At 67.0% G+C, this 23221-nt stretch carries 23 protein-coding genes; 6 read left to right on the forward strand and 17 right to left on the reverse strand.

The window, feature by feature from the left end; genetic code table 11:
* Window positions 1-92: 92 nt before the first annotated feature.
* Window positions 93-1289, reverse strand: a complete 1197-nt coding sequence (locus AC07ZS_RS02805) for an amino acid ABC transporter substrate-binding protein (RefSeq protein ID WP_494797114.1) — start codon at window positions 1287-1289, stop codon at window positions 93-95.
* A gap of 195 nt (window positions 1290-1484) precedes the next feature.
* Here AC07ZS_RS02805 and AC07ZS_RS02810 point away from each other — a divergent pair, with 195 nt between their 5' ends.
* Window positions 1485-2438, forward strand: a complete 954-nt coding sequence (locus AC07ZS_RS02810) for an AraC-like ligand-binding domain-containing protein (RefSeq protein ID WP_494797115.1) — start codon at window positions 1485-1487, stop codon at window positions 2436-2438.
* Between the two features lie 251 nt (window positions 2439-2689).
* Here AC07ZS_RS02810 and holA read toward each other — a convergent pair whose 3' ends face one another.
* The 7 genes from holA to AC07ZS_RS02845 all read right to left on the reverse strand — a co-directional run bounded on the left by holA (window position 2690) and on the right by AC07ZS_RS02845 (window position 9561).
* Window positions 2690-3742, reverse strand: coding sequence for a DNA polymerase III subunit delta (holA, locus tag AC07ZS_RS02815; protein ID WP_494797116.1), 1053 nt, complete (start codon window positions 3740-3742; stop codon window positions 2690-2692).
* Window positions 3743-3751: 9 nt separating this feature from the next.
* A complete protein-coding gene (locus tag AC07ZS_RS02820; protein WP_494797117.1) occupies window positions 3752-4285 on the reverse strand; it encodes an LPS-assembly lipoprotein LptE in 534 nt (177 codons plus the stop codon).
* Window positions 4286-4295: 10 nt separating this feature from the next.
* Window positions 4296-6977 (reverse strand): leucine--tRNA ligase, encoded by a 2682-nt coding sequence (gene leuS / locus AC07ZS_RS02825; protein WP_494797118.1) that lies wholly within the window; start codon window positions 6975-6977, stop codon window positions 4296-4298.
* A 115-nt stretch (window positions 6978-7092) separates the two neighbouring features.
* The gene (locus tag AC07ZS_RS02830; protein ID WP_494797119.1) at window positions 7093-7527 is read right to left on the reverse strand and encodes an ExbD/TolR family protein; all 435 of its coding nucleotides are present in this window, start codon (window positions 7525-7527) and stop codon (window positions 7093-7095) included.
* A complete protein-coding gene (locus AC07ZS_RS02835; RefSeq protein WP_494797120.1) occupies window positions 7524-8201 on the reverse strand; it encodes a MotA/TolQ/ExbB proton channel family protein in 678 nt (225 codons plus the stop codon). The genes AC07ZS_RS02830 and AC07ZS_RS02835 overlap by 4 nt, the downstream gene beginning before the upstream one ends.
* An 8-nt stretch (window positions 8202-8209) precedes the next feature.
* Window positions 8210-9028 (reverse strand): 4-hydroxy-tetrahydrodipicolinate reductase, encoded by an 819-nt coding sequence (gene dapB, locus AC07ZS_RS02840; RefSeq protein ID WP_494797121.1) that lies wholly within the window; start codon window positions 9026-9028, stop codon window positions 8210-8212.
* A complete protein-coding gene (locus tag AC07ZS_RS02845) occupies window positions 9025-9561 on the reverse strand; it encodes an outer membrane protein assembly factor BamE (protein WP_494797122.1) in 537 nt (178 codons plus the stop codon). Before AC07ZS_RS02845 ends, dapB begins: the two co-directional genes overlap by 4 nt.
* A gap of 175 nt (window positions 9562-9736) precedes the next feature.
* Between AC07ZS_RS02845 and fur the strand changes: the two genes are divergently transcribed.
* Window positions 9737-10180 (forward strand): ferric iron uptake transcriptional regulator, encoded by a 444-nt coding sequence (fur, locus tag AC07ZS_RS02850; protein ID WP_291113688.1) that lies wholly within the window; start codon window positions 9737-9739, stop codon window positions 10178-10180.
* A gap of 15 nt (window positions 10181-10195) precedes the next feature.
* Here the strand turns inward: fur and hprK are convergent, their stop codons facing one another.
* From hprK to hpf, 3 genes are all read right to left on the reverse strand, one after another.
* Window positions 10196-11146, reverse strand: coding sequence for an HPr(Ser) kinase/phosphatase (gene hprK, locus AC07ZS_RS02855; protein WP_494797123.1), 951 nt, complete (start codon window positions 11144-11146; stop codon window positions 10196-10198).
* A 13-nt stretch (window positions 11147-11159) separates the two neighbouring features.
* Complete coding sequence (locus AC07ZS_RS02860; protein ID WP_382153173.1) at window positions 11160-11630, reverse strand: PTS sugar transporter subunit IIA; 471 nt, start codon at window positions 11628-11630, stop codon at window positions 11160-11162.
* A 142-nt stretch (window positions 11631-11772) separates the two neighbouring features.
* A complete protein-coding gene (gene hpf / locus AC07ZS_RS02865; RefSeq protein ID WP_291113681.1) occupies window positions 11773-12102 on the reverse strand; it encodes a ribosome hibernation-promoting factor, HPF/YfiA family in 330 nt (109 codons plus the stop codon).
* Between the two features lie 229 nt (window positions 12103-12331).
* Between hpf and AC07ZS_RS02870 the strand changes: the two genes are divergently transcribed.
* The 3 genes from AC07ZS_RS02870 (at window position 12332) to corA (ending at window position 16607) form a co-directional block, all read left to right on the forward strand.
* Entirely contained in the window at window positions 12332-14113 is a 1782-nt protein-coding gene (locus AC07ZS_RS02870; protein ID WP_494797124.1) for a hybrid sensor histidine kinase/response regulator, read from the forward strand.
* A 31-nt stretch (window positions 14114-14144) separates the two neighbouring features.
* Window positions 14145-15410 carry a patatin-like phospholipase family protein gene (locus tag AC07ZS_RS02875; RefSeq protein WP_494797125.1) on the forward strand — a complete coding sequence of 422 codons (1266 nt, stop codon included), beginning with the start codon at window positions 14145-14147 and terminating at the stop codon, window positions 15408-15410.
* Window positions 15411-15620: 210 nt separating this feature from the next.
* Window positions 15621-16607, forward strand: a complete 987-nt coding sequence (gene corA / locus AC07ZS_RS02880; protein ID WP_494797126.1) for a magnesium/cobalt transporter CorA — start codon at window positions 15621-15623, stop codon at window positions 16605-16607.
* A 6-nt stretch (window positions 16608-16613) separates the two neighbouring features.
* Here the strand turns inward: corA and AC07ZS_RS02885 are convergent, their stop codons facing one another.
* The 6 genes from AC07ZS_RS02885 to AC07ZS_RS02910 all read right to left on the reverse strand — a co-directional run bounded on the left by AC07ZS_RS02885 (window position 16614) and on the right by AC07ZS_RS02910 (window position 22581).
* Window positions 16614-17339: a 5'-methylthioadenosine/adenosylhomocysteine nucleosidase gene (locus AC07ZS_RS02885; protein WP_494797154.1), complete on the reverse strand. Its 726-nt coding sequence runs from the start codon at window positions 17337-17339 to the stop codon at window positions 16614-16616.
* Window positions 17340-17442: 103 nt separating this feature from the next.
* Window positions 17443-19131, reverse strand: a complete 1689-nt coding sequence (locus AC07ZS_RS02890; RefSeq protein WP_494797127.1) for a long-chain-fatty-acid--CoA ligase — start codon at window positions 19129-19131, stop codon at window positions 17443-17445.
* Between the two features lie 200 nt (window positions 19132-19331).
* Entirely contained in the window at window positions 19332-20756 is a 1425-nt protein-coding gene (locus tag AC07ZS_RS02895) for an NAD(P)(+) transhydrogenase (Re/Si-specific) subunit beta (RefSeq protein ID WP_494797128.1), read from the reverse strand.
* The gene (locus AC07ZS_RS02900; protein ID WP_494797129.1) at window positions 20753-21076 is read right to left on the reverse strand and encodes an NAD(P) transhydrogenase subunit alpha part 2; all 324 of its coding nucleotides are present in this window, start codon (window positions 21074-21076) and stop codon (window positions 20753-20755) included. The genes AC07ZS_RS02895 and AC07ZS_RS02900 overlap by 4 nt, the downstream gene beginning before the upstream one ends.
* 15 nt (window positions 21077-21091) lie before the next feature.
* Window positions 21092-21454: an aspartate 1-decarboxylase gene (panD, locus tag AC07ZS_RS02905; RefSeq protein ID WP_291113658.1), complete on the reverse strand. Its 363-nt coding sequence runs from the start codon at window positions 21452-21454 to the stop codon at window positions 21092-21094.
* A complete protein-coding gene (locus AC07ZS_RS02910; RefSeq protein ID WP_494797130.1) occupies window positions 21451-22581 on the reverse strand; it encodes a Re/Si-specific NAD(P)(+) transhydrogenase subunit alpha in 1131 nt (376 codons plus the stop codon). The genes panD and AC07ZS_RS02910 overlap by 4 nt, the downstream gene beginning before the upstream one ends.
* Window positions 22582-22685: 104 nt before the next feature.
* Between AC07ZS_RS02910 and AC07ZS_RS02915 the strand changes: the two genes are divergently transcribed.
* Entirely contained in the window at window positions 22686-23183 is a 498-nt protein-coding gene (locus AC07ZS_RS02915; RefSeq protein ID WP_494797131.1) for an NUDIX hydrolase, read from the forward strand.
* The last annotated feature ends 38 nt before the right edge of the window (window positions 23184-23221 follow it).

Genomic DNA, 23221 nt, shown 5'->3' on the forward strand with positions numbered 1-23221 from the left:
CGGGATCCAGAACGCCGCGGAACCGGCTTTGCCGGGCCGCAGGCGTTGCCCCTTGAGGGGTGACGCGCCGCAGGCGCGGCGCGGGGTGGTCCTTACTTCCAGGCCGGTTTGGCCGGGTTCAGTTTGGCGGTGGCGACCTTCTGCGGCCAGACCACTTCGAACTCACCGTTCTGCCACTGGCCCACGGTGCCGGGCGTGCCCACGTTCTCGCTGCCGCTGAACTTGATGTCGCCGATGATGGTCTTGTGGGTGGTGTTGGCCACGTAGTCGCGGATGGCCTTGCGGTCCAGGCCCTGGGCCTTGACGGCGTTGGTGAGGATTTCCAGGCCGGCCCAGCAGGCGCCGCTGGCCCAGCGATCGGGTTCCTTCTTCTGGCTGGCGACGTGGGCGTCGAAGTAGGCCTTGGCGCCCGGGCTGGTCTTGCCGTTCCACGAGCCCATGCCGAGCACGCCTTCGGCGCCGGCGGGGGTCATGACGTTTTTGTAGAGCGGGAAGGCGGTGCCGACCGAGGCGTAGAAGAACTTGGGGTTGAAGCCGATTTCCTTGGCCTGGCGGCTGGCGAGGATGGTGTCGGGCGGGTAGGTGAAGCCGACAAAGGCGTCGGGGTTCTTGTCCTTCATGGAGCGCAGCACGGGCGAGAGGTCTTTGACGCCGCCGGGGTAGCTCTTGTCTTCCACCATGGTGATGCCGCTGCCTTGCAGCGCGACCTTGAAGGCGGCGTAGTTTTCCAGGCCGAAGAGGTCGTCCACGTAGATGACGGCGACGGTCTTCACGCCGCTGGCCTTGAACATGTCCACCAGCGCGTCGCACATGGGCTTGGGCTGTTGCAGCAGGAGGAAGAAGTAGGGCAATTTCATCTCGGCCAGGCGGCGCGAGAGTGCGGTGGGCGCGAGGAAGGGGTAGCCCAGGCGGTTGGCCAGCGGAGCGACGGCGAAGTTGGCGTTGCTGCCCCAGGGCGGGAGGACGAGGTCGACCTTGTCGCTGCCCATGAGTTTTTCGTAGGTGCGCACGACGGTTTCCATGTCGCTGCGGTCGTCGCTGCTGATGAGCTCGATCTTGCGGCGCACGCCTTTCACATCGAGGCCGCCGGCGGCGTTCTGCTGCTCGGCCCACAGCAGGTAGTTGGGTTCCTGGCTGACCTGGGCGCCGCCCGTCCAGGGGCCGGTGCGCGACATGGAGTAGCCGATGCGCACGGGCGCGGGTTGCGCCAGCAGCTGGGGCGCGAAGGACATGGCGCCCACCGTGGCGGCGGCGCTTTGAATGACCAGACGGCGATTGGGATGGGCCATGGTGTGTCTCCTGGAGTTGTGGTGGACCAAGCCGCATCGTAGGCAGAAGCGGGGCGCGCCGCTATGCTGGCCGCGCACGTCGGCTTGTCGGAATGCGCACACCCATTCGGGTTAACCCTTGACCCCACGCGCTGCACGCGGCGGGACCGCGCCCGATAATTTGCCGTCATGAGCGCAGCCCCCTCCTCGTCCACCATGAGCACCGACGCCGTCGCCCCGGGCGAGCGGGCGGCGATCTGGCGCGACTGGGTGTGGACGCATTTCGGGGGGCTGGAGTCGGATCTGTACGGCGATGTGGGGTTCGACGGCCACATGCACGCGTCGCACGCGGGCGATGTGGTGTTGACCAAGCTGGAGGCGAACCGGCACCGCGTGTTGCGCAGCCCGCAGCTGGCGCGCGGCAGCGAGCGGGCGTACCTGAAGATCGTGGCGCCGTGGCAAGGCAGTGCGGGGGTGCAGCAGCACAACCGCGAGGCCTGGGTGCGGCCGGGGGGCTGGGCGATTTACGACACGACGGGCAGTTACGAGATTGCGAACCCGGAGCGGGTGGAGCACTTGATCGTGATGTTGCCGAAGGAGCAGCTGTCGGAGCGCGGTTTGCGGCTGGAGCCGTTGATGGCGCGGCACGTGGGCGGTGTGAGCGGGATCGCGCGGGTGGCGCTGGAGACGATGCGCACGACGTACCAGGAGTTGCCCGGGATGAGCGAGAACGCGGCGCGGGGTGCGGGCGAGCTGATCGTGGAGCTGGTGCGTTTGTCGTTGCAGGAGTTGTCGGGGCGCGAGAACGGCACGACGCAGCTGGAGGCGTTTCGCGACCGCATCCGTGAGCACATCGGGCAGCATTTGCGCGATCCGTCCTTGACGCTGGACCACATTGCGCAGGCGCTGAATTGCAGCAAGCGGCATCTGCACAAGGCGTTCAGCGCGGAGGACGATACGCTGGCGCATTACATCCAGCGTCAGCGCATTCAGGCCTGCATGCGGGAGCTGGCCCACCCTTCCCGGGCGCACCGCACGATCACGGAGATCGCGTTTTCCTGGGGCTTCAACAATGGGGCCCACTTCAGCCGCGTGTTTCGGGAGCACACGGGGCAGTCGCCCAGCGACTTCCGGGAGTCTGCTTTGCGGGCTGGGGCTTCGGCGGCCTGAGTTGCGTTTTCTGGCCGAGACCTCGCGTCAGGACAGTGGCGGCATCCGACTGCTCCGGCCCTGCTCGCGGACGACTGCCCTGGTCCGCTCATACCCCTTCGTCAACACCTCTGTGGGCGCTCAGGCTCTGTGGCAACCGCGAATGGGGGCCTGCGCATTCGGACACCGCCACTGTCCTGCAAGACACGCCGGCACGCCACCCTGGGAGGGCTGATACCCCGCCAACCGCATGGCGTGAAAAATGAAAGAACCTACCGAACAGAGCAGGCCAGAGAAACCTTCATGGCCATCTGCTGCAAAGCCTGCCAGGGATCGGCCGGCCAGGAAGGCGCCTTGAGGCCTTTGACGATGCCGTCCACCGTGTGCGCATCATCGAGCCAGCGCGACAAGGTAGCGATGCTGAGCAAGGGAATCGCCCGCTCCATGAGCTTTTCCTTCACCCCCCACACCCGGTTCTCGCGCAAGGCCATCGGCAACGGCCGACCCGCGTCCATCGCGGTGCGGATGCGGTGCAGGGTTCGGATGTCTTCCGACAAGGCCCAGTGCACCAGCACCGGCGCCTCACCCTCGGCCTGCAGACCGTCGAGCATGCGCTGCACCCGCTGCACCTGCCCACCCAGCACGGCCTCGGCCAGCTTGAAGGCGTCGTAGCGGGCCACGTTGAGCACCGCCCCTTCCACCTGCTCGAAGCTCAGCTCACCCGCCGGGTGCAGCAGCGCGAGTTTCTGGATTTCCTGGTGCGCAGCGAGCAGGTTGCCCTCGACCCGGTCGGCGAAGAACTGCAGCGTGCGCTGGCCCTCCTCGCCCGAGGCCACGCGCTGGCCTTGCTGTTGCAGGCGCTGCGCGATCCACGACGGCAGGGCCTTGCGGTCCACCGGGTCGAGTTTCACGGTGGCGCCGAAACTCTCCAGCGCGGCGAACCAGGCGCCCTTCTGGGTGGCCATGTCCAGGCGCGGCAGGAGCACGAGCGTGAGGGTGCTGTCGTTGCCCTGCGCGGCTTCGGCGATCTGCTGCAGCACTTGCGAGCCGTCCTTGCCCGGCTTGCCGGAGGGGATGCGGATCTCGATCAGTTGCTTGTCGGCGAACAGGCTCATCGAGCCGCCGCTGGCCAGCACCTCGCCCCAGTCGAAATGCGCGCCGGCCACGGTGTGCACCGTGCGCTCGGTGTAGCCCTGCTCGCGCGCGACCGTGCGGATGGCATCGGCCGCCTCCTGCACCAGCAGGGGCTCGTCGCCGTGCAGGGTGTACAGGCTCTTCAGGCCGCGTTGCAGTTGAGCGGCGAGTTGCGGGGCGGCAATCTGCATGGGGACCTGTCAGAGGGATTTCACGGCGGCCAGGCGGCGCACCACCTGCTGCACGGCGTCCGACACCATGTCGCGGTACAGCAGCGCCTCTTCGGCGTCCTTCGAGAGCACGGCCGTTTCGCTGAAGCTCAGGTCGCGCTCGAGCAGCAGCTCGGTGTCGTCGATCAGATCCTTGTCACTCGTCGTGCGCAGCCGGAAGGTGAAGCGCGTGCGAAGTTGCAGTTCGCGCACCTGGCCGGCGGCGGTCTGGCCCACGGCGATGCGCTCGCGCTGGTCGGTGACCACGGTCAGCACCACGTCGGCGGGCGTCGCGCCGTACACCACCTGCAAGCCGTTGGTGGCCAGGGCGCGCAGCAGTTCGGCCGTCACGGGCGTGTTGGTGCCACCCACCAGGCGCACGGTCTGGAAGACAAAGGTGGGCGCCTGGCGCAGCTTGAAGCCGCAGCCGGTCACGCCCGCCAAGGCCGCAGCGCCCGCCGCCAGCTGCAGCAGCGCACGGCGGCGCGCGGCGATAGGGGTCGGGGACGGGCGGTGGGTTGGCATGGATCGGCCCTCAGATGACGACGTTGACCAGGCGGCCGGGCACGACCACCACTTTTTTCGGGGCAGCGCCCGCGGCCTGCTTGACGAAGGCCTCGCTGGCCAGCGCCGCGGCCTCGATGGCGGCCTTGTCGGCGCCGGCGGGCACGGTCACGCTGCCGCGCAGCTTGCCGTTGATCTGCAGCATGAGCTCGATTTCATCGCGCTGCAGCGCGGCGGGATCGGCCTCGGGCCAGGGCGCGTCGAGCAGCTCGCCAGCGTAGCCCAGGTCGCTCCAGAGCGTGTGCGCGATGTGCGGCGTGGCCGGGTAGATCGAGCGCAGCAGGATGCCGAAGCCTTCGGCCAGCGCGGCGTTGTCACCGGCGGAGCCGTCGGGCTTGAAGTCTTCCAGCGCGTTGAGCATCTTCATCGCGCCCGAGACCACGGTGTTGTATTGCATGCGCTGGTAGTCGTAGTCCACCTGCTTGAGCACGGTGTGGATCTCCAGGCGCAGCGCCTTGGCGGACTTGGACAGCGCCTGACCGGACACGCCGGCGGCCAGCGCGCCCAGGCCGCCGACGGCCGAGAGCTTCACGCCGAAGGCCCACACACGGCGCAGGAAGCGGTAGCTGCCTTCCACGGCCGCGTCGTTCCACTCCAGCGTGGCTTCGGGCGGCGCGGTGAACATGGTGTACAGGCGCGCGGTGTCGGCGCCGTATTTCTCGATCAGGTCCTGCGGGTCCACGCCGTTGTTCTTGGACTTGGACATGGTGCCCACGCCCTCGTAGTCGATCGGTGTGCCCGCGGGCAGCATGCCGTCGCCGCTGGTGGCGGGGTTCTTGAGCTTGGCGCCCACGACCTTGCCGGTGTCGTCAAGCACGTGCTCCACGTCGTGCGGCCAGAAGTAGTCCTTGCCGCCCTTGGCGGTGCGGCGGCTGTAGATGTGGTTGAGCACCATGCCCTGCGTGAGCAGGTGGGTGAAGGGTTCGTCGACCTTGACCAGGCCGAGGTCGCGCATGACCTTGGTCCAGAAGCGCGCGTACAGCAGGTGCAGGATGGCGTGTTCGATGCCGCCGATGTACTGGTCCATCGGCATCCAGTAGTCGGCGCCGTCGGCGACCATCTGCTCGTCGTTGGTGGGGTCGCAGTAGCGCATGAAGTACCAGGACGAGTCCACGAAGGTGTCCATGGTGTCGGTTTCGCGGCGCGCGGGCTGGCCGCACACGGGGCAGACCACACCGGCGTGGAAGCCTTCGTGCTTGTGCAGCGGGTTGCCCGAGCCGTCGGGGATGCAGTCCTGCGGCAGCACGACCGGCAGGTCTTTTTCGGGCACGGGCACGGCGCCGTGTTCGGCACAGTGGATGATGGGGATGGGCGTGCCCCAGTAACGCTGGCGGCTCACGCCCCAGTCGCGCAGGCGGAAGGTGGTCTTCTTCTCGCCCATGCCCTTGCCGGCCAGCAGCTCGGCGACCTTGTCGACGGCGGCCTTGTGGCCCAGGCCGTCGAGCGCGCCGGAGTTCACGCACACGCCGCGCTGCTTGTCACCGTACCAGTCGGCCCAGGTCTCGGTGCTGAAAGTCTCGCCTTCGACCGCCACGACCTGCTGGATCGCAATGCCGTACTTGTTGGCGAACGCGAAGTCGCGCTCGTCGTGCGCGGGCACGCCCATCACGGCGCCGTCGCCGTAGCTCATGAGCACATAGTTGCCGACCCACACATCCACTTCCTTGCCGGTGAGCGGGTGGGTGACGGTCAGGCCCGTGGCCATGCCCTTCTTTTCCTGGGTGGCGAGTTCGGCTTCGGTGGTGCCACCGGTCTTGCACTCTTCGATGAACGCGGCCAGGGCCTTGTTGCTCTCGGCGGCATGCGTGGCCAGCGGGTGCTCGGGCGCCACGGCGCAGAAGGTCACGCCCATGATGGTGTCGGCGCGCGTGGTGAAGACGTACATGCGGCCGCCGCCGATCGGCGCGCCACCGGCGTCCTGGATCGTGTGGGGGAAGGCGAAGCGCACGCCTTCGCTCTTGCCGATCCAGTTTTCCTGCATCAGCCGCACCTTGTCGGGCCAGCCGTTGAGGGTGGCCTTGGGGTTGCCGATCTGCACGTGGTCAAGCAGCTCGTCGGCGTAGGCGGTGATGTTGAGGTAGTAGCCCGGGATCTCGCGCTTCTCGACCACGGCGCCGGTGCGCCAACCCTTGCCGTCGATCACCTGTTCGTTGGCCAGCACGGTCTGGTCCACCGGGTCCCAGTTGACGACCTGGGTCTTGCGGTAGGCGATGCCCTTTTCCAGCATGCGCAGGAACAGCCACTGGTTCCACTTGTAGTAGCTCGGGTCGCAGGTGGCGACTTCGCGCGACCAGTCGATGGCCAGGCCCATGGCCTGCATCTGCTGCTTCATGTACGCGATGTTCTCGTAGGTCCACTTGGCGGGCGGCACGCCGTTCTTGAGCGCGGCGTTCTCGGCCGGCAGGCCGAAGGCATCCCAGCCCATGGGCATGAGGACGTTGTGGCCCTTCATGCGCAGGTGCCGCGCGAGCATGTCGTTGATGGTGTAGTTGCGCACATGCCCCATGTGCAGCTTGCCGCTGGGGTAGGGCAGCATCGAGCAGGCATAGAACTTCGACTTGCCTGCATCCTCGCTCACGCGGTAGGCGTCGATGGCGTTCCAGTGGGCGTGCGCGGCGCGCTCGACTTCCTTGTGGGCGTATTTGTCTTGCATGAACCAGGGGCCGGACCAGCCGGGGACGGTGTGAAAGGAGAGAGGGCGCGCGGTGGCGCGGGGGAGATGCGGGATTTTAGGCCTTGGCCCGATCCGCACGCCCGTGCCCCGGCATTCAGCGCGCGGCGGGGGGCGCGGCATCGGCCACGAAGCCGATGCGCGAGAGGCCGGCGGCCTGCGCCAGGCCGATCAGCTGCACCACGCGGCCATAGGGCGCGGCGGCGTCGGCCCGCAGTTGCAGCTCGGTGGCGGGGTTGCGCCGGGCGGTCTCCTCCAGGCGCTGGCGCAGCGCGTCCTCGGCCAGGGGTTCGTCGTTCCAGTGCAGTTGCCCCTGGGCGTCCAGGGCGAGGGAGACGGAGGCTTCGGCGGCGGCCGGCGCGGTGGCGGGCACCTCTGCCTTGGGAAGCTCCAGCGCGAGCCGGCTGGCCATGAAGGGGGCGGCGATGATGAAAATGACCAGCAGCACCAGCATCACGTCCACCAGGGGCGTGACGTTGATGTCGCTCATGGGCCGGTCGCCCGTGGGCCGCTCCAGCCTGCCGAAGCTCACTGTTGTTCCTTGTGCGCCAGCAGTTCGCGCAAGTCGCGCGCGAAGCCTTCCAGGTCGGCCTCGATGCGGGCGATCTGGCGACCCAGCACGTTGTAGGCCAGCACGGCGGGAATGGCCACCGCCAGGCCGGCGGCGGTCATCACCAGCGCCTCGCCCACCGGGCCGGAGACCTGCTCGATGCGAAAGGGCCCGTCGAGCCCGATGCCGGTGAGCGCGTGGTAAATGCCCCAGACGGTGCCCAGCAGGCCCACGAAGGGGGCGGTGGAGCCCACGGTGGCCAGCAGCACCTGGCCGAACTGCAACCGGTGCAGCACGCGGTGCAGGGCGTCGCGCAGCACGCGGGTGAGTTGCTGCGAGCGGTCACCGGCGGCGGCCAGGGTGTGCGGTGCGGCGCTGTCCAGGCCGCGCGCGGCCTGCAGCAGGGGCAACACGAGCTGCTGCGGGTCGAAACGGCCCAGGCGCGCCTGGGCGTCGTCCAGGTCGCTGGCCTGCCAGAAGGCGGCGGTGCTCAGGTTCAGGTCGGCGGCGGCGCGGCGCAGCAGCCACGCCTTCCAGAGGATGACCACCCAGCTCGCGACCGACATGGCCAGCAGCAGCAGGGCCACGGCGCGGCCGAGGGTATCGGCCTGGGCCAGGGTCTGCAGGAGGCTCACCGGGGCGCTGGCGGCGTCCATGAGTCGGCTCAGCGCAAGCCGAGCACGTCGAACATGTCGTACAGGCCGGCCGGCTTGCCGGCGAGGAAGCGCACGGCGCGCAGGCTGCCTTGCGCGTAGGTGGCGCGGCTGCTGGATTTGTGCGTGATCTCGATGCGCTCGCCAGTGCCGGCGAACAGGACCGTGTGGTCGCCCACGATGTCGCCGCCCCGGATGGCCGCAAAACCGATGGTGGACGGATCGCGCTCGCCGGTGATGCCTTCGCGCGCGTAGACCGCGCATTCCTTGAGGTCGCGACCCAGCGCATCGGCGATCACTTCGCCCATCTTGAGCGCCGTGCCGCTGGGTGCGTCCACCTTGTGGCGGTGGTGCGCTTCGATGATCTCGATGTCGTAGCCGGTGGACATGGCCTTGGCGGCCATTTCCAGCAGCTTGAGCGTGACGTTGACACCCACGCTCATGTTGGGTGCCATGACGATGGGGATCTGCTTCGCGATCTGCGCGATTTCGGCCTTCTGCTCATCGGAGAAGCCGGTGGTGCCGATGACCACGGCCACGCCGTGCTTCGCGCACTCGCGCAGATGCGCCATGGTGCCTTCGGGCCGGGTGAAGTCGATGAGGAACTGGCTGCCCGAGAGGCCGGCGGCGAGGTCGGCGGTGATGGCCACGCCGCTGGCCTGGCCCGCGAAGCCGGCCGCGTCCTGGCCAATGGCCGGGCTGCCGGCGATGTCGAGCGCGCCCGAGAGCGCGCAATCGCCGCTGCCGCGCACGGCTTCGACCAGCATCTGGCCCATGCGGCCGCTGGCGCCGGCCACACTGATGCGCAGGGGTGCGTTGCCGGCGCTCATCGCGATGCTCCCGAGTTTTCCAGCGGAGGGTAGACGGTGTCGGCCGACGGCGCGGGCGGCGTGGGCTCGGGCGCCGCGGGGGTGTTCTTGTCCTGGAAGGACTTCAACTGCGCGTCGGTGGCCTCCAGCGGCGGCACCTTGCCGAATTTGCGACGGGCGTCGAGCGACGCGACGAACTCCATTTCGCTGGGCAGGTCGTCGCCCTCGAAGCGCTCGAGCGCCTCCCCCTTGAAGAACAGCGTCAGCTTGCGCTCCTGGGCCGGCTGGCCCTGGCGACGGAAGGTGAACACGTAGTCCCAGCGATCGGCGTGGAACACGCTGGCCAGCAAGGGCGAGCCCAGGATGTCGCGCACCTGGGCACGGGTCATGCCCGGCTTGAGGGCCTGCGCCTGCTCGCGCGTGACCACATTGCCCTGCACGATGTCGATCTTGTAGGGGGTGACGACGGTTGGCACGTAACTGCAGGCCGAGAGCGACGCAGCGGCCACCAGCGCACACAGGACGGGGGCAAAACGGGAAGAGAAGAGATGCATGGGCTGACCCTGGAGACGAAACGCCGTGTGCGACACAGGGGGTAATGCGGCAGGCGGCGGACGCTGGCGATATGATCCGGTCATTGTAGCCCCGGGGTTCTGCGCCGGCGGGCGCCCGCCCCAGGGGTCGGTGGCGCCGGTGGGCGCCTGTTTCAACCCCTTGCACCTGCCTGCCATGACCAACATCGAAGAACTCAAGAGCACGGGGCTCAAGGCCACCCTGCCCCGCCTGAAGATTCTGGAGGTGTTCCAGAACGCCAAGCAGCGGCACATGACGGCCGAAGATGTGTTCCGCGTGTTGCTCGAAGAACGCTCCGACATCGGCCTGGCCACGGTCTACCGTGTGCTGATGCAGTTCGAGCAGGCGGGCCTGCTCACGCGCAGCAACTTCGAGTCGGGCAAATCGGTGTTCGAGCTCAACGAGGGCCAGCACCACGACCACCTGGTGTGCCTGGACTGCGGACGCGTCGAGGAATTCTTCGACGCCGAGATCGAGAAGCGCCAGCAGATGGTGGCCAAGGCACGCGGCTTCGTGCTCCAGGAGCACGCCCTTTCGCTCTACGCGAACTGCAGCAAGACCGATTGCCCTCACCGGGGCAATGTGCACCGCGTCACCTGAGGCGACGCGAACGCCTCATTCACTGCGCGACATGGCGGCGCGGTGGCGTGAGACGAACTCCTGATACGTGTCGATGCCGCGCAGCTGCAGGATGGTGTTGCGCACAGCCGCCTCCACCAGCACGGCGATGTTGCGGCCGGCCACCACCTGAATCACCGCCTTGCGAACCGGCACGCCCAGCACGTCCTGGTACAGCGGTTCGTGGGGCATGCGCTCGTAGTCCCGCTCCATGGTTTCGCGGCGCACCAGGTGCACGATCAGCGAGAGCCGCATCTTGCGGCGCACGGCGGTTTCGCCAAAGATGGCCTTGATGTCGAGCAGGCCGATACCGCGCACTTCCAGCAAGTTCTGCAACAGCTCGGGGCAGCGGCCTTCGATGCTGGTCTGGTTGATGCGGTAGAGGTCCACCGCGTCGTCGGCCACCAGGCCGTGGCCGCGCGAGATCAGCTCCAGCCCCAGCTCGCTCTTGCCCAGGCCGGACTCGCCGGTGATCAGCACGCCCATGCCCAGGATGTCCATGAACACGCCGTGCATGGAAGCGCGGTCGGCGAAATGGCGCGAGAGGTAGGCGCGCAGCACGTCGATGACAAAGGCCGCCGACTCCTGCGTGGAGAACATCGGGATCTGGGCGCGCTCGCACATGGCCGTGAGGGCATCGGGCGCGGTCTGCCCATCCGCCACGACCAGCACCGGCGGCTCCAGCGTGACGATGCGCGCCACCCGCCGGCGGTTGTCGTCTTCACTCGGGCTGGTGAGGTACTTCACCTCGCGCTCGCCGAAGACCTGCACGCGGTAAGGGTGGATGTAGTTGAGGTAGCCCACCAGATCCGCGCCCGAGCGGGCGGCGCGGATGGCCACCTCGTCAAAGCGGCGCTCGGAGGCACCGAGACCGGCGATCCACTGCCATTTCAGGGCGTCGCGATGGTCCTCGAACAGGACATCGGCGCTGACGACGGTGGGTTTCAAACGGGGCTCAGGCTCAGGCGGCGGCGTGGGCCGACTGCCAGGAGGTGATCAGCTTGTGCAGCTCGGCGGCATCGGTGGACGTTTTCATCTGTTCACGCAAGGCGCTGTCGCTGAGCATTTCGGCGATCTCGGAGAGGATCTCCAGGTGTTTCTGCGTTGCCACTTCGGGCACCAGCAGGAAGATCATGAACTGCACTGGCTGTTCGTCGGGGGCGTCGAAGCCAATCGGGCTGGCCAGCTGGAATACCGCGGCCAGCGGTTGTTTGAGGCCCTTGATGCGACCGTGGGGGATGGCCACGCCATGGCCGAGACCGGTGGAGCCGAGGCGCTCGCGCGCGAAGAGACTGTCGGTGATCAGGGCACGGTTGAGTCCGTGCTCGGTTTCAAACAGCAGGCCGGCCTCTTCGAATGCACGTTTCTTGCTGGTGGCGTCAACGCCAACGAGCACTTGCACGGCGGGCAATATGGCGGAAAGTCGGTTCATGTAGGCCCTTTCGGACCGCAAATTATGCCGAGTTGGTGTCCCTTGGCTAGACTGCGGAGACAAAAAAGCCGCTTGACATATCAAGCGGCTTGCTGCATTGCAACATTGTTCACGCCCCCTGCGGCAGGGGCCGTGAGGTGGGTCACATCAATCGTTTGACCGTACCGTGGTGATGGTCTTGCGTCTTGTCCTTGTAGCGCAGCACCTGGCGGTCCAGTTTGTCGGCCAGTTCGTCCACCGCGGCATACAGATCGGCATGGACGCTTTCCGCAAACAGATCGCGCCCCTTCACGTGGACATTGCATTCGGCCTTTTGTCGCAGATCTTTCTCCTTGAGGTTGTCCACCGTCAACAGCACCTTGATGTCGACCACTTGGTCAAAGTGTCGGGAGATGCGTTCCAGCTTGGTGGTGACATAGCCGCGCAGGGCGGGCGTGACCTCGAGGTGGTGACCGCTGATCGTCAGGTTCATAGATGAGCCTCCATTTGCTCCGGGTTGACACAAGCCGCCTGGGGCAAGACCTCCCGACGGCCACGGGGATGTCTTGAGACCACTATGCCCATGAATGCCCGCTGGCGCAAGCCGCAGGGGGCAACAAAGCGTGAGAAACCGATGAAAAGAAAGCCCGACAAAATCGTAAACTAAGGGGCAAACGGGAGTTGGCTCGCTAATGGAGGCGACCTCAGGTACGAACTCGTTCATGCCCAACACCGTCAAATCGATGGATCTCGAGCAGCGCCTGCTGCACGAACAGGTGAGCATTCTGTTGAACCACCTGCCAGGCATGGCGGTGGGAACTGTAGTACTGGCCAGCGGCGTGGCCTGGTTGCTGATCCTGCAGGATCAGCCCGCGGTCAAGGTGCTGGGTTGGTTGGCGAGCATGGCGTTGTACTCGATCTTTCGTCTGGTGCTGCTCCTGGGGCGCCGCCGATACCCTCCTGCCGGAGCGAACTTGCGTCAATGGGCGTTGGCGCTGACCGTGGCCTCGGGCGGTGCTGGTGCGATGTGGGGGGCGATCCCCTGGCTGTTCTTCACACACGATGACCTGTACGCGCAAGCCGTCATCGCGATCGCCCTGTGCGGCATCCTCGCCAGCGCCACCCAGTCCATCGGCGCCTACTGGCCTGCGCACCTGGCGTTTGCCATCCCTTGCGCCTTGCCTTTCTCGATCCATTGCCTGATCGAGGGTGGATCGGCGTCGATCACCCTGGGGGTGCTGTCGCTGCTGTTTCTGGCGTTCTCCGCCTCGTTCGCACGCAGCATCCCCTTGTCGCTGCGCCAATCGATCGCGCTGCGCATGGAAAACGAGGCGCTGGTGGAAAGCCTCACCCGGGCCAAGGAGCATGCCGAGGCGGCCGATCGCCGAAAGACGCGGTTTCTCGCCGCGGCCAGCCACGACCTTCGCCAACCGATCCACGCCATGGGCCTGTTCGTGCCCGCGCTCCAGCGCCTGGTGCGGCACGCGCGGCCGTCGCCCCACGCGCTCACCGACATTGCCGACCGCATGCACTCGGTGCTGGAGAGCATGGGCCAGCTGCTGCACGTGCTGATGGAGATCTCCCGACTGGACTCCGGCGTCGTCACGGTCCGACGAAGCCCCTGCGCGGTCAACCCGGTCCTGCAGCAGGTCGGCGAGGTCCTGCGCGAACAGGCCAAGGCCAAAGGCCTTCGGCTGCGGCTGGTGGAAACGCCGCTGTGGGTCCGGGCCGACCCAGCGGTCCTGCACACGGTGATGCTCAACCTGGTCACCAACGCGGTGCGGTACTGCAAGCATGGCGGGGTGCTGGTGGGCGCCCGGCGGCGAGGCGGCGAAGTGGAGATTCAGGTCTGGGACACCGGCATCGGCATTCCTGAGCAGGACCTGCCCCGGGTGTTCGACGAGTTCTACCAGGCCCGCAATGCGCACCGGGCATCGGCGCAAACGCGCGGCTTCGGCCTGGGCCTGTCGATCGTGCAGCGCTCGGCAGAGTTGCTGGATGCCCGCCTCGATGTGCACTCGCGCCTGGGTCGAGGCTCCGTGTTCTCGGTGTTCCTGCAGCGCTGCGAAGCCCAGGCCGATGCGCCGGGTGTCCGCAAGACGCCCGCTCCCACCGCATCCGGCCAGGTCGTGCTGGTGCTGGACAACGACGAACAGGTGGTGCGCGCGCTCACGCACTTGCTGACTGGCGTGGGCCACACGGTGCTGGGGGCACAGGCGATGCGCGAAGCCCTCGTCCTGGCCTGGAACAACAGTGCCTCGATTTCGCTGATCGTGGCCGACTACCACCTGAGCGAGACCTTCGACGGCCTTCAGGCCATCGCCCGCCTCAGAGGCATTCTCGAGCGCGATGTGCCGGCGCTGATCATCACCGGCGATGCGAGCGTGCACCTGACCGATGAGGACGGGGACCAGGACATTGTCCTGCTGAACAAGCCCGTCGATCCCCGCGCGCTGTTGCGCTGGATGAACGAAGCCACACCAACACCCGCGACGATTGATTAGGATGTGACGAACCCAACCATTCGCCCCACCCTTGTCCCTCGACACCCTCATCACCCACAACACGCTGCTGCCGGCCGCACCCGAATACGGTGACGATGCCTGTGCCTTGGTGCTCATGGGCGGCGGGGCGCGCACCGCGTACCAGGTGGGCGTTCTCAAGGCGGTGGGGGCTCTCCTGGCTTCGCGGGTGGCCGCCGGCGCGGCGATACCGGCATTTCCCTTCCAGTGGCTGTTCGGCACCTCGGCCGGCGCACTCAACGCCGCCTACCTGGGCAGCATCGCCACCCAGGGCCTGCCCGCCCTGTCGCAGCTGGCCACCTTCTGGAGCGCGCTGCACTCCGATCGCGTCTACCAGCTTCAGGCACCCGGCTGGGTGCGGGCCAACCGCGTGGTGGCCGGGCTGACGCTGGCCCGGCAGGTGCGCCGGCACCGTGCGTTGCTCGACACATTGCCGCTGGTGGACACCCTGCACCGGGCGATCGACCTGCAAGGGCTGGAGCGCGCGCTGGAGCAAAGGCTGATCCACACCCTGGGTGTCACGGCGTCCAGCTACAGCACCGGTGAGCACTGGACCTTCTGCCAGACCCGCCCCGACCACCCGGTGCAGCCCTGGCACCGCCCCGGTCGGCGCTCGGAGTTCCAGCCCATCACCATCGAGCACCTGATGGCGTCGAGCGCCATCCCCTTCCTGTTCCCGGCCGTACCGCTCTGGGTGGACGGCCACAAGGAGCATTTCGGCGACGGTTCGATGCGCCAGCTCTCGCCGCTCTCGCCCGCGATCCAGTTCGGCGCGCGCCGCATCCTGGTGATCGGGGTGGGCCAGCCGCAACGGGCCGGTCTGGCCGCCGGCAGCGCGGGCGAGCCGACGGCGGGCACCATCGCCGGCCACGCCATGGCCAGCGTGTTCCACGACACGCTGCAGGCCGACGTGGAGCAGGCCCAGCGGGTGAGCCAGACGCTGGCACGGCTGCCCCCGGGCCTCGCGGCCGCGCTGCCCTACCGGCCGGTGGAGGTGCTGGCGATCCAGCCCAGCTTCTCGCTGGACGAGCTGGCGAGCAAGCACATTCGGGAGCTTCCAGCGCCCACCCGCAACACCCTGGCCGGCCTGGGTGCGCTCGACACGCGGCGGGGTGCGGCCGGCAGCGCCGCCGCGCTGGCGAGCTACCTGCTCTTCGAGCCGGGGTTCGTCAACGCCCTGATCGAGTTGGGCGAACACGACGCCTGGCGCCGAAAGGACGAATTGATGCGGTTTTTTGCCCCATCCGGGGAACAGAAGGCCGGCACCTCGGTGCCATAATTCGGCCTGTTTCACACATGGAGACCCGCATGGAAAGCACGCCCCCCAGTTGCGTGCTTTCAGCCACCCCCGCGACCGTCTGAGCGCCGCCCCGAGCGGCTTTGGGTCAGGCGGCCGGACGGCTGAAAGCAGCACCCGAACCGCCCCCGAGGCCCGCCGCGCCGGCCTCGACCTTTTGCCAGACAGCACGAAACCGCCGGGAGCGCCGTCATGCTCAACGTATTCACCCTGGCCAATGGCCGCCTGTTCCAGGAAGAAATCGAGTCGCTCGAAGAGCTGGCCCGGTTCAAGCCGATCTGGGTCGACCTGGAAGACCCCACCCCCGAAGAACGCCGCTGGGTCAAGCAGCACTTCGGCCTGTCGATTCCCGAAGACGCGATGGACGAGGACATCGAGGAATCGGCGCGCTTCTTCGAGGAAGACAACGGCGAGCTGCATGTGCGCTCCGACTTCCTGATCGACGACGACGAAGACCCGCGCGCGGTGCGTGTGGCCTTCATCCTGAACGAGCACAACGACACGCTCAAGAGCCGGGGCGTGCTGTTCTCCATCCACGACGAAGACGTGCCGGTGTTCCGCCTGCTGCGCATGCGCGCGCGCCGCATGCCGGGCCTGATCGAGGACGCCAAGGACGTGCTGCTGATGCTGTTCGACGCCGATGCCGAGTACTGCGCCGACACGCTGGAGGACATCTACGACGAGATCGAGACCGTGAGCAAGAAGGTGCTCGACAGCAACGCCTCGGACAACCTGCTGAGCGAGGCGCTGTCGGCCATCGCACGGCACGAGGACATGTCGGGCCGCATCCGCCGCAACGTGATGGACACGCGCCGTGCCGTGAGCTTCATGATGCGCAGCCGCATGCTCAGCGCCGAGCAGTTCGAGGACGCGCGCCAGATCCTGCGCGACCTGGATTCACTGGACAGCCACACCGCGTTCCTGTTCGACAAGATCAACTTCCTGATGGACGCCACGGTCGGTTTCATCAACATCAACCAGAACAAGATCATCAAGATCTTCTCGGTGGCCAGCGTGTCGCTGCTGCCCCCGACGCTGGTGGCCAGCAGCTACGGCATGAACTTCGACTTCATGCCCGAGCTGAAGTGGCACTACGGCTACCCGCTGGCGCTGGCGCTGATGGTGCTGTCGGCGGTCTTGCCGATGCTCTACTTCCGCAAACGAGGCTGGTTGAGGTAGACCTGCTCAGCGCTGCGTCAGCAGCGCGTCGATGACCGCGCCGCTGTAACGGCTCGCCACCTCGCGCAGGAAACGCGGGAAATCCACATGGGCCGCGTCGTCGGCCCGGTCCGAGATGGTGCGCACCACGGCCAGCGGCACGCCGAAATCGTGGCAGACCTGGGCGAAGGCCGCGCCTTCCATCTCCACCGCCAGGGCGTCGGGCAGCGCCTCGCGCAGGGCCAGGCTCTCTGCGGTGGACGAGACAAACCGGTCACCGCTGATCAGCAGGCCCTGGTGGCAACGCGGGGCCTCCAGCCCGAAGGCCTGCATCACCCCGGCACCGAGCCGCGAGGGCAGATCACGCAGCACCTGCTCGCTCGCCCGCGCCAGCCGCGCGCTCAGGTCGGCATCGGCGTCGAAGCGGGATCGGCCATAGCCCGGCACCTCGTGGCGCGGAAAGAGCGGCGAGGCGTCCATATCGTGCTGCAGAAAGTGCCGGGCCACCACCACATCGCCCACGTTCACGCCCGGCGCCAGCCCGCCGGCCACGCCGGTGAACACGATGCGCTGCACGCCGAAGCGCTCGATGAGCACGGCGGCGGTGGTGGCCGCCGCCACCTTGCCGATGCCCGAGAGCACCGCGACCACCGCCTGCCCGTGCAGGTGGCCGCGCCAGAAGGTGCGCCCTCCCACGGTCTGCTGCTGTTCGTCGGGCATGAGATCGAGCACGGCGGCCAGCTCTTCGTGCATGGCACTCACGATGGCGGTGATGGTCACGGGAAGCTCACTCCTGGAGAAGCAAAAAGAAAAGGCGGCCGAAGCCGCCTTGCATTGTGGCGCAGGGCGCCGGGGGTCATTTCTTGTCGCGCAACTCGCGGCGCAGGATCTTGCCCACGGGCGTCTTGGGCAGTTCGGTGCGGAACTCCACCACCTTGGGCTGCTTGTAGCCGGTGAGGTTGGTCTTGCAGTACTCGCGCACCTGCGCTTCGGTGAGGCTTTCGTCCTTCTTCACGATCACCAGCTTGACCGCCTCGCCCGACTTCTCGTCCGGCACGCCGACCACCGCGCACTCCATGACGCCGGGCAGCAAGGCCACCACGTCCTCCACCTCGTTGGGGTACACGTTGAAGCCGCTGACCAACACCATGTCCTTCTTGCGATCCACGATCTTGAAGTAGCCGCGCGCGTCCATCACGCCCACGTCACCGCTCTTGAAGAAGCCGTCGGCCGTCATGACCTTGGCGGTTTCGTCGGGGCGCTGCCAGTAACCCGCCATGACCTGCGGGCCCTTGATGGCGATCTCGCCCGGCTGGCCCATCGGCACCTCGTTGCCGTCGTCGTCCAGGCACTTCATGAACGTGTTGGGCAGAGGCACGCCGATGGTGCCGCTGTACTCGGTGCTGGTGGTCGGGTTGCAGCTGGCCGACGGGCTGGTCTCGCTCAGGCCGTAGCCTTCGCAGATCGGGCAACCGGTCTTCTCCAGCCAGAGCTTGGCCACCGCGCTCTGCACCGCCATGCCGCCGCCCACCGAGACCTTGAGGTTGCTCCAGTTGACGGTGTTGAAGTCGGGGTGGTTCGCCAGGCCGTTGAACAGCGTGTTGACGGCCGGAAAGCTGTGGAAGGTGTGCTTGCTCAGCTCCTTGAGCACCGCCGGCAGGTCGCGCGGATTGGGGATCAGGATGGTCTTGCCGCCCGTTCGCATGGCCAGCATCATGTTCACCGTGAACGCGAAGATGTGGTACAGCGGCAGGGCGCACACGCTGGTGGGCTGCTCGCCGGCCGGCACCTTCTTCATCACCGGGTCGTTCCAGGCCTCGGACTGGAGCACGTTGGCGATCACGTTGCGGTGCTGCAGCACGGCGCCCTTGCTCACGCCGGTGGTGCCGCCGGTGTACTGCAGCACGGCCATGTCGTCGGGCTTGATCTCGGGCCGCTTGAGCGTGCCGCGCGTGCCCTTGGCGATCGCGTCGTTGAAGCGCACCGCCTGGGGCAGGCTGTAGGCGGGCACCATCTTCTTGACGTTGCGCACCACGTAGTTCACCAGCGCGCCCTTGAGCAGGCCCAGCTGGTCGCCCATGGCCGCGAGCACCACGTGCTTGGTGGGCGTGTTGGCGATGCACTGCTGCAGCGTGTGCGCGAAGTTCTCGATGATCACGATGGCCTTGGCGCCGGAGTCCTTGAGCTGGTGCTCCAGTTCGCGCGGCGTGTACAGCGGGTTGACGTTGACCACCACGAAGCCGGCGCGCAGGATGCCCGCCACCGCCACCGGGTACTGGGGCACGTTGGGCATCATGATGGCCACGCGATCGCCCTTGACCAGGCCCAGGCCCTGCAGGTAGGCCGCGAAGGCCTGCGAAAGGCTGTCGGTCTGCGCGAAGCTGACGTCCTTGCCCATGAAGCTGTAGGCGGTGCGGCCGGCGTGCTTCTGGAAGCTCTCCTCCATCAGATGCACCAGCGAGGGGTATTGCGCCACGTCGATGTCGGCGGGCACGCCGGCGGGGTAGGCACCCAGCCAGGGACGGTTGGCCGTCGGTTCGCTCATTCGGAATCTCCTCGTTCTTGTGGATAGATCAACCGGGCATTTTCAGTGGGAAGCAAGACCCGGGGCCTCGTGTTTTTCCCTTACGCGGCTCTGACAGCCGACTCTAAAACCCGCGACTGGCTGCAAGCATGCTACAAAAACCGAAGGGCCGGTGTCGCCACGGGCCCTTCGGGTATCGGTCGGAAATGGACGCTTTCGATTTACTCGATGGCCTTGGTCATGTCTTCGACGACCTTCTTGGCGTCGCCGAAGACCATCATGGTCTTGTCCATGTAGAACAGCTCGTTGTCCAGGCCCGCGTAACCGGCGGCCATGGAGCGCTTGTTCACGATCACCGTCTTGGCCTTGTAGGCCTCCAGGATCGGCATACCGTAGATCGTGCTGCCCTTCTGCAGGGCGGCCGGGTTCACCACGTCGTTGGCGCCCAGGATGATGGCCACGTCGGCCTGGCCGAACTCGCCGTTGATGTCTTCCATCTCGAACACCTGGTCGTAAGGCACTTCGGCTTCGGCCAGCAACACGTTCATGTGGCCCGGCATGCGCCCCGCCACCGGGTGGATGGCGTACTTCACGGTGATGCCCTTCTCGGTCAGCTTGTGCGCCAGTTCCTTCACCGCGTGCTGAGCGCGCGCCACGGCCAGGCCGTAGCCGGGCACGATGACGACGGTCTCGGCGTTGCCCAGGATGAAGGCCGCATCGTCCGCGCTGCCGCTCTTGGCGGTGCGCTGCACGCCACCACCGGCCACGGCCGCCGCAGCATCGCCACCGAAGCCGCCCAGGATCACGTTGAAGAACGAGCGGTTCATCGCCTTGCACATGATGTACGAGAGGATGGCACCGGAGGAGCCCACCAGCGAGCCGGCGATGATCAGCATGGAGTTGTTCAGGCTGAAGCCGATGCCGGCCGCCGCCCAGCCCGAGTAGCTGTTGAGCATGGACACCACCACCGGCATGTCGGCGCCGCCGATGGGGATGATGATGAGCACGCCCAGGATGAAGCCCAGGGCGATCACCAGCACGATGTCCATCCAGCTCTGCGAGTGCCAGAAGCCGAAGATGAAGAAGGCCGTGGCCAGGCCCAGCAGCAGGTTGAGCTTGTGCTGACCCGCGAACGTGACCGGCGCGCCCTGGAACAGGCGGAACTTGTATTTGCCCGAGAGCTTGCCGAAGGCGATGACCGAGCCTGAGAAGGTGACCGCCCCGATGAAGGCGCCCAGCGCGAGTTCGATGCGGTTGCCGCCCGGAATCGCTTCGCCCTTGGCGACGATGGCGAAAGCCCAGGGCTCGGCCACCACGGCCACGGCGATGCAGACAGCGGCCAGGCCGATCATGCTGTGCATGAAGGCGACCAGCTCGGGCATCTTGGTCATCTCGACCCGGTTGGCCATGAGGGCGCCGATGGCGCCACCGACCACCAGGCCGCCCAGCACCCAGACCATGCCCTGCGCCTTGCCGCCGGAGAGCTCGACGATGAGCGCGGCGGTGGTCAGCACGGCAATCGCCATGCCGGTCATGCCGAAGACGTTGCCGCGGATGGAGGTGGTGGGGTGCGACAGGCCCTTCAAGGCCTGGATGAAGCAGACGCTGGCAACCAGGTACAGCAGCGTGACGAGGTTCATGCTCATTTGTGCGCTCCCTCAGCAGCGGGCGCCTTGCGCTCCTTTTTCTTGAACATCTCCAGCATGCGCCGGGTGACCAGGAAGCCACCGAAAACGTTGACCGCGGCCAGCGCCACGGCCAGCACGCCCATGGTCTTGCCCAGGTTGGTTTCCGTGAGCGCGGCGGCCAGCATGGCGCCCACGATCACGATGGCCGAGATGGCGTTGGTCACGGCCATCAGCGGCGTGTGCAGCGCGGGCGTGACGTTCCACACCACGTGGTAGCCAACGTAGATGGCCAGCACGAAGATGATGAGGTTGAGGACGGTGGGGGATACAGCTTCCATGAGAATCTCCTCGATTCAGGTTTTCTTGATCTCGTTGATGCGGTTGCCCTCGCCGAGCAACACGACACGGGGCTTCCATTGCGGCACGGCCGCGTCGTCCACCGGGGAGTAGGTGCAGATGATCAGCAGGTCACCCACATGCGCCTTGCGCGCGGCCGCGCCGTTGAGCGAGATGGCGCCCGAGCCGCGCGCGGCCTTGATGATGTAGGTGGAGAAGCGCTCGCCGTTGTTGACGTTGTAGAGCTCGATCTTCTCGTACTCCCGCATGTCGGCAGCGTCCATCAGGTCCTCGTCGATGCCGCAGGAACCTTCGTAGTGCAGGTCGGCTTCGGTCACGGTCGCGCGGTGCAGTTTCGCGCGCAGCATCACACGGCTCATTTGCGCTTGACCTCACCGCCTTGCGCCATCAGGCAGGCCGCCACGATGTCGTCTTCCATGTCCACGTGCAGCGCACCATCCTTGTTGATGATGAGCTTGAGGAAGTCCAGCACGTTGCGCGCATACAGCGCCGAAGCATCGGCACCGACCATGGCGGCGAGGTTGGTCTCGCCCACCAGCGTCACGCCGTGTTTGACGACCGTCTTGTCGGCTTCGGTGAGCGGGCAGTTGCCACCCACGCCGTCGGCGCCCTTGCCGGCGGCGATGTCCACGATCACGCTGCCGGGCTTCATGGACTTGACCATGTCCTCGGTGATGAGCACGGGCGCGGCGCGGCCGGGGATGAGCGCGGTGGAGATGACCACGTCGGCCTGGGCCACGCGCTTGGCCACCTCGGCCTTCTGGCGCTCCAGCCAGGACGGCGGCATCGGGCGGGCGTAACCGCCCACGCCTTCAGCGGCTTCCTTCTCTTCGGCGGTTTCGTAGGGCACGTCGATGAACTTGCCGCCCAGCGACTCGACCTGCTCCTTCACGCTCGGGCGCACGTCGGACGCCTCGATCACCGCGCCCAGGCGCTTGGCCGTGGCGATGGCCTGCAGGCCCGCCACGCCCACGCCCAGGATGACCACGCGCGCGGCCTTGACCGTGCCCGCCGCCGTCATGAGCATGGGGAAGAAACGCTGGTAGTGGTGCGCGGCGGCCATCACGGCCTTGTAGCCGGCGATGTTGGCCTGCGAGGACAGCACGTCCATGCTCTGCGCGCGCGTGGTGCGCGGCGCGGCTTCGAGCGCGAAGGCGGTGAGGCCGGCCGTGGCCAGGCGCTGCAGGCCGGCGGCGTCGAAGGGGTTGAGCATGCCGACCACGGTGGCGCCCGGTTTCATCAGCGCGATCTCGTTGTCGAACGGCGAGCGGACCTTGAGCACCAGGTCAGCGCCCAGGGCGCCGGCGGCGTCGGTGATCTCGGCACCGACCGCGGTGTACGCGGCATCGGTGACGCTCGCGGCCACGCCGGCACCCGACTGCACGCGCACGGTGTGGCCTTGCGCCACGTATTTCTTCGCCGTCTCCGGGGTCACGGCCACTCGGGTCTCGCCCACTGTGGTCTCAGCGGGTACGCCTATCAGCATGAATATCTCCTCACCCACAGGTTGAATGTGAAAGTCGCGCGAGCTTACCCGAAAGCGGTCGATCCGGCCCATGTCAGAACGCCGCAAACCCCATAATGCGCGCCATGGACACCCGATGGAAACCCAGCGTCACCGTGGCCGCCGTCATCGAACGCGACGGGCGTTTCCTGCTGGTCGAGGAGCACACCGCCGAAGGCCTGCGCCTGAACAACCCGGCTGGCCACCTCGATCCGGGCGAGGGCCCGCTGGAAGGCGTGGTGCGCGAAACGCTGGAAGAAACCACGCACGCGTTCACGCCCACGGCCCTCGTCGGCGTGTACCTCTCGCGCTTCCAGCGCCCGGGCCGCGCGGGCCAGCCGGACGAAGACATCACCTACCTGCGCTTCGCCTACAGCGGTGAATTGGGTGAGGCGCTGCCCGGCCGCGCACTGGACACCGGCATCGTGCGCACCTTGTGGATGACACCCGAGGAGATCCGCGCCAACGCCGCGCGCCTGCGCAGCCCGCTGGTGCTGCGCTGCATGGAAGACCATTTGTCGGGGCAGCGCTATCCCTTGTCACTGGTGTTCACCGACCCATCGGTCAGCCCCGTTATTCGGTAAGGCTGTCACCCCTCACGGGGCACGGAAGGCGCTGTCAC

It is taken from the genome of Hydrogenophaga sp. GW456-12-10-14-TSB4 (genome assembly GCF_059424305.1).